The sequence below is a fragment of the Streptomyces sp. NPDC006265 genome (assembly GCF_040613555.1).
Classification (GTDB): domain Bacteria; phylum Actinomycetota; class Actinomycetes; order Streptomycetales; family Streptomycetaceae; genus Streptomyces.
In genome coordinates this window covers 1-4,013 of sequence record NZ_JBEXSH010000833.1, presented here as the reverse complement: position 1 = coordinate 4,013, position 4,013 = coordinate 1, and the positions used below count along the sequence as shown (strand labels likewise).

General features: G+C 70.3%; 3 protein-coding genes and 2 pseudogenes. 4 read left to right on the top strand and 1 reads right to left on the bottom strand.

All coding sequences use genetic code 11. From position 1 onward, the window contains the following. From ABZ281_RS40970 to ABZ281_RS40955, 4 genes and pseudogenes are all read left to right on the top strand, one after another. A pseudogene (locus tag ABZ281_RS40970) lies at positions 1 to 344 on the top strand (hypothetical protein); the annotation flags it as partial. 239 nt (positions 345 to 583) lie between these two features. Continuing rightward, on the top strand, positions 584 to 1,591 hold the full coding sequence (locus ABZ281_RS40965; protein WP_356663043.1) for a hypothetical protein: 1,008 nt from the start codon (positions 584 to 586) through the stop codon (positions 1,589 to 1,591). Between the two features lie 157 nt (positions 1,592 to 1,748). After that, positions 1,749 to 2,075 carry a WhiB family transcriptional regulator gene (locus tag ABZ281_RS40960; protein WP_356663042.1) on the top strand — a complete coding sequence of 109 codons (327 nt, stop codon included), beginning with the start codon at positions 1,749 to 1,751 and terminating at the stop codon, positions 2,073 to 2,075. 105 nt (positions 2,076 to 2,180) lie between these two features. After that, positions 2,181 to 3,107 (top strand): Imm49 family immunity protein, encoded by a 927-nt coding sequence (locus tag ABZ281_RS40955; protein WP_356663041.1) that lies wholly within the window; start codon positions 2,181 to 2,183, stop codon positions 3,105 to 3,107. A gap of 41 nt (positions 3,108 to 3,148) precedes the next feature. Here the strand turns inward: ABZ281_RS40955 and ABZ281_RS40950 are convergent. Then, a pseudogene (locus tag ABZ281_RS40950) lies at positions 3,149 to 4,013 on the bottom strand (hypothetical protein); the annotation flags it as partial.

Genomic DNA, 4,013 nt, shown 5'->3' with positions numbered 1-4,013 from the left:
GGACCACGCCGCCGCTCGACCGCACCGACTGCTTCATGGCCTTGGAGGCTGCCGTCCGGTGGTGGGGAGTTGATGTGCCGGAGGACCCAGGAGCTGGTGAGCTGGCACAGCTACTGGACGAGATCGTGGAAGGCCTGAGCGGGGACCGGATCCCCGAGCAGGCACGATCGGCCGCCAAGCTCCTGGCCCAGGCGGCTGAGGCACTGAGAGCCGTGGCCCGGCTCGGCGGCCTCCTGCCGGCGATCTCGTTGTGGCACCTCAGGACCGCGCTGCGACAAGAAGCCCTCGCCCGCGGCCAACTCGCCGAGCACGACGATCCCCAGCCAGCCGCCTCTCCCCTGTAACTCACGCCCCGAACCGGCGAACGGCGTGGCGCCCCCTTCGAGCCGAGACCGAGAACTACAGTGGCGCCCTGCGGCATCGGTCTGCTGCTCCTCACGCGAACCTCGGCCCACTGGTTCAAGGCGGAGGCGAAGAAGCGCGGCTTCGATCAGCTGCACCCCACCGACCGCAACACTGCACACCAGTGCCTGTTCCTCACGCTCCGCGGGCCGACGGAGCTGAGCGGAAGGTGCCTGAAGCCATGTCGGCCACCCAGACCAGCAGCCGGGCCCGGACCTACGCCCTCTACACCGGGGCCCCCCGCCAACTCGCATGCGAGATCGTCGCCGGCCTGCCCCGGCAAGCCCCTCTCATCCCGGCGCCCGCCCACTGCGCCCAACTCCTGCTCGAATCAGAGACGTTCTACTGGATCCTCAGCTCCCAGCGGAACTTCTTCGAGTTCCCCTTCGGCATCCAATACGTCCAGCCCACCGCTGAGGGCATCCGGCTCCACCTGGAGAGCAACGCGAGTCTCGACAGCCTGCTGGCCGGCCTCCTGCCCGCCCGCGTGTCCGTGGGCACCGGCGACGACGAGATCCACGGACTCAACGGGTGCCGGATCACCGCACGAAGCGAGCGCGGCATCGAGCTCCGCCGTCTCGGCCAGCCGACCAGCATCCAGCTCACCGGCCCCTCCCGACGCGCCTTCCACAAGGCCGAAGCCACCCTCGCCGAACGAATCCGCGACCACGCAGGCGAGGCCAGCTGGCTCGCCAGCGACACCTGGACCGCCCACGAACGCCGGTGGGAAGACGAGCGCCAGCCGCTCCCGTACGAATCCACCTGGCGTGACGCGGCCTGGCTCCCCAGCGGGCTGCTGCGCCGCCTCGGCCTCCTGCACACGGTCGCCGTGCCCCAGGTCGTCACCGGACACCAGTCTCGCCTGGGGGAGTGGTGGATCCTGGAGCTGGACCACTACTCCGACACCGGCCTGCGCCGGGCCGAGCTGGTGCAGGCCCTCATCGACCCCGAGCACGGGCTGCCGCTGGAACTGCGCGGGCACCGCGACCCAACCTCCGACGGGGGCCGCGGTCTGGTCCTGTTGAAAGCCCTGGACAATTCCGCCACCCTCCAGCTGCGCTACGACCGCTTCGACTACCCGGTCAAGGCGGAGCGGGCCGAGATGTTCGCGGCGATCCGGCGCCGGATCAGCGCCCTGACAGGCGAGGCCCCGCTCCCGGCGATGCCCGGCTGCTCGGCCACCGGCTGACACATCAGGGACCACCCTTGTGTCGTCAAGTCCCCTTCACCCGAAGGGATTGCCGTCACCATCCGATCTCCCACGCTCTACGCGCGTGCCGTACGGTTTGCGGACTGCGTCTGCCGGGGGGAACGGCAGGCCGGACCGGGGAGGGGACGGCGTCCAGATGGTCGGGGATGAACAGGAGACCTGGGGCGAACACGCGATCTGCCGAACCGCAGATCCGGACGAACTCTTCGTCGACGGCGCGGCCCAGAACCGGGCCAAGGCTCTGTGCACCGGCTGCCCGGTGCGCACCGAGTGCCTCGCCCATGCCCTCGACAATCGCATCGAGCACGGCGTCTGGGGCGGCATGACCGAGCGTGAACGGCGCTCCCTCCTGCGACGCCGACCGCTGGTCACCTCCTGGCGCCACCTGCTCGAAGCGGCCCGATCAGAACATGAGCGCGTCGCCCGGTCCGACGACGAGCAGCCCTGGAACGCCACAGGATGATCACCCCCGCTCGCACAATGCCTTCGGAGCCCGCGTCGCCGGAATGCGCTCGCCGGACGAAATCGCGAGAGCGGCGATGTCAGTGGCGCCTGACAGGATTCACGGATGGAGACCAACCACGCGCTACGCCACCCCGTGAACCAGCAGCGCCTCGACCAGGCCCTCGGTGACAAGGCGGACCGTGTCCAGGAGCGTTTCGAGGACGTCTACCAACGCCGCTACCCGATGCGCGTGATGCTCGAGGAACTCGGCCACGAACTGCTCGACCACGTCGCAGCGCGCACCATCCAGGACCCCGGCCTCGACGACGAGCGCACCCGCCTCGCCCTGGTCACCGCTGCTGAATGCCGCCTGGGCGTGCTGGACCTGGGCTGCACCCCCAGAGGCGACTGGGAGATCCCCTTGCCTCTTACCGGAACGCGCCTGACCAGCGAGGAGCTGGACTACGACGAGATGCACGACGCGACCGACACGGTCACCGCCCGCACATGGATCGACGCCTTCGAGATCTGCGTCGCCAGCGGTCTGGTGCGGGACTGGGAACGGGTGATCGGTCTGCTCCTGCGCAACGACTTCGCGCCCGCACTGCGCAACAGCCTGCCCCACGCTGGCCGGGACTCCGTCTCCGATCCGGCCGACCTCGCACACATGGACGCCCTGTGCGGCTACCTGACCCCGGCCCGGGGGCACCTGCCCCGCGACTGGCCGCAGCTGACGCTGACGAAGCCTTCGACGGACGAGCGACTGGACGCGGCCCTCGCCCTGGACGCCGCCCACGCGGTTAGCCCCGATCAGCGCCTGCTGCGCGTCCTGCTCGCCGACGATCAGATCGCGTTCGAACGGGCCTTGGACGAACGACTGGCGCAGCACCGTGCCGGTGTCGGTGAAAATCCCGCGCCCGGGAGCCTGCTTCCCCTGGGCGCGATCGCCTTGGCCGCACTTGCCGTACAGGTGCACGGCTGGGACATGCAGACCAGGTCCGCCTACCTTCCGACCTCGCTCTTGAAGCCGCCTGCCCCTGTCGGCTTCTGATCTGAAACGCCGATCAGCACGGTCCTTGCCCGGCCGCCGAGCTACACCACGTCCACCTCCGCGTCGACGTACCCGAACTCGCGGGCCATGAGCACCAACGCCTCCCGAAGGAGGATCTGGCGCTCCGCCCGGCCCATGGCCGGCGCTGCGATGATGGTCACAGCCATCCGCGATCTGGGGCCTCCGTCGTTGGAGCCGAGCGGCGCCAGATCGACGAGCGTGTCCAGGACCGGCAAGACGCCGTTGTCCGCGGGCTGTTCGCACGTCATCCGCAGTTCGGTGGTGGGCGGGGCGGCCCACGACAGCCCGGCCACGTCGCCGACGACGTCGGGCAGCAGCTCGGCAGCTGTCTCCCACGCGGCGAGCAGCACGGCCTGGGCCTCGTCGAAGCCCAACTGCGTGTCCCAGCCGGGGCCAAGAGCTGCTGCCCACGTCTCCGCGTCCTCGATCAGGACGTCCGCGCAGGCGACCACAGTGGACTCCATCGTGGTGGGTAGGGCGAGCATGACGGATGCCTTCAACGCCGGGCCGCCGTGCGATCCCGCGATCGTGCACGAGTAGCCGACAGAACGGGCCGAGTTGCCGAAGGGCCCCCGTCCCCAGCGAGCGGCGGGCAGATCCGCGCCTCGGCGCATGGACAGCATCGTCACCGCCCCGGCCACGGCGCTGTGCGGAAGCTGCTGCTCAAGCAGCGTGCGCCGGGGTTTGCTGATCTCCAGCCGGCCTGCCTCGGCCCAGGGCAGGTTCACCACGGCGCGCAGGCGCAGCGCCGGCTTCTGGCCGGAGGTCCCGATCTCGGCCGACCGGCCCTGGTGGAGGCTGAAGCGGGGGAGCGGCTGCCACCGCCACACGCCGCGCCCCGAACACGTCAGGCGGCCCGCGCCCCAGGATCCGCCATCGACGTCC

Excerpts from the sequence above, each read along its gene's own strand:
- ABZ281_RS40960 (WP_356663042.1), top strand. The coding sequence starts at position 1,749 with ATGGTCGGGGATGAACAGGAGACCTGGGGCGAACACGCGATCTGCCGA.
- ABZ281_RS40965 (WP_356663043.1), top strand. The coding sequence starts at position 584 with ATGTCGGCCACCCAGACCAGCAGCCGGGCCCGGACCTACGCCCTCTAC.
- ABZ281_RS40955 (WP_356663041.1), top strand. The coding sequence starts at position 2,181 with ATGGAGACCAACCACGCGCTACGCCACCCCGTGAACCAGCAGCGCCTC.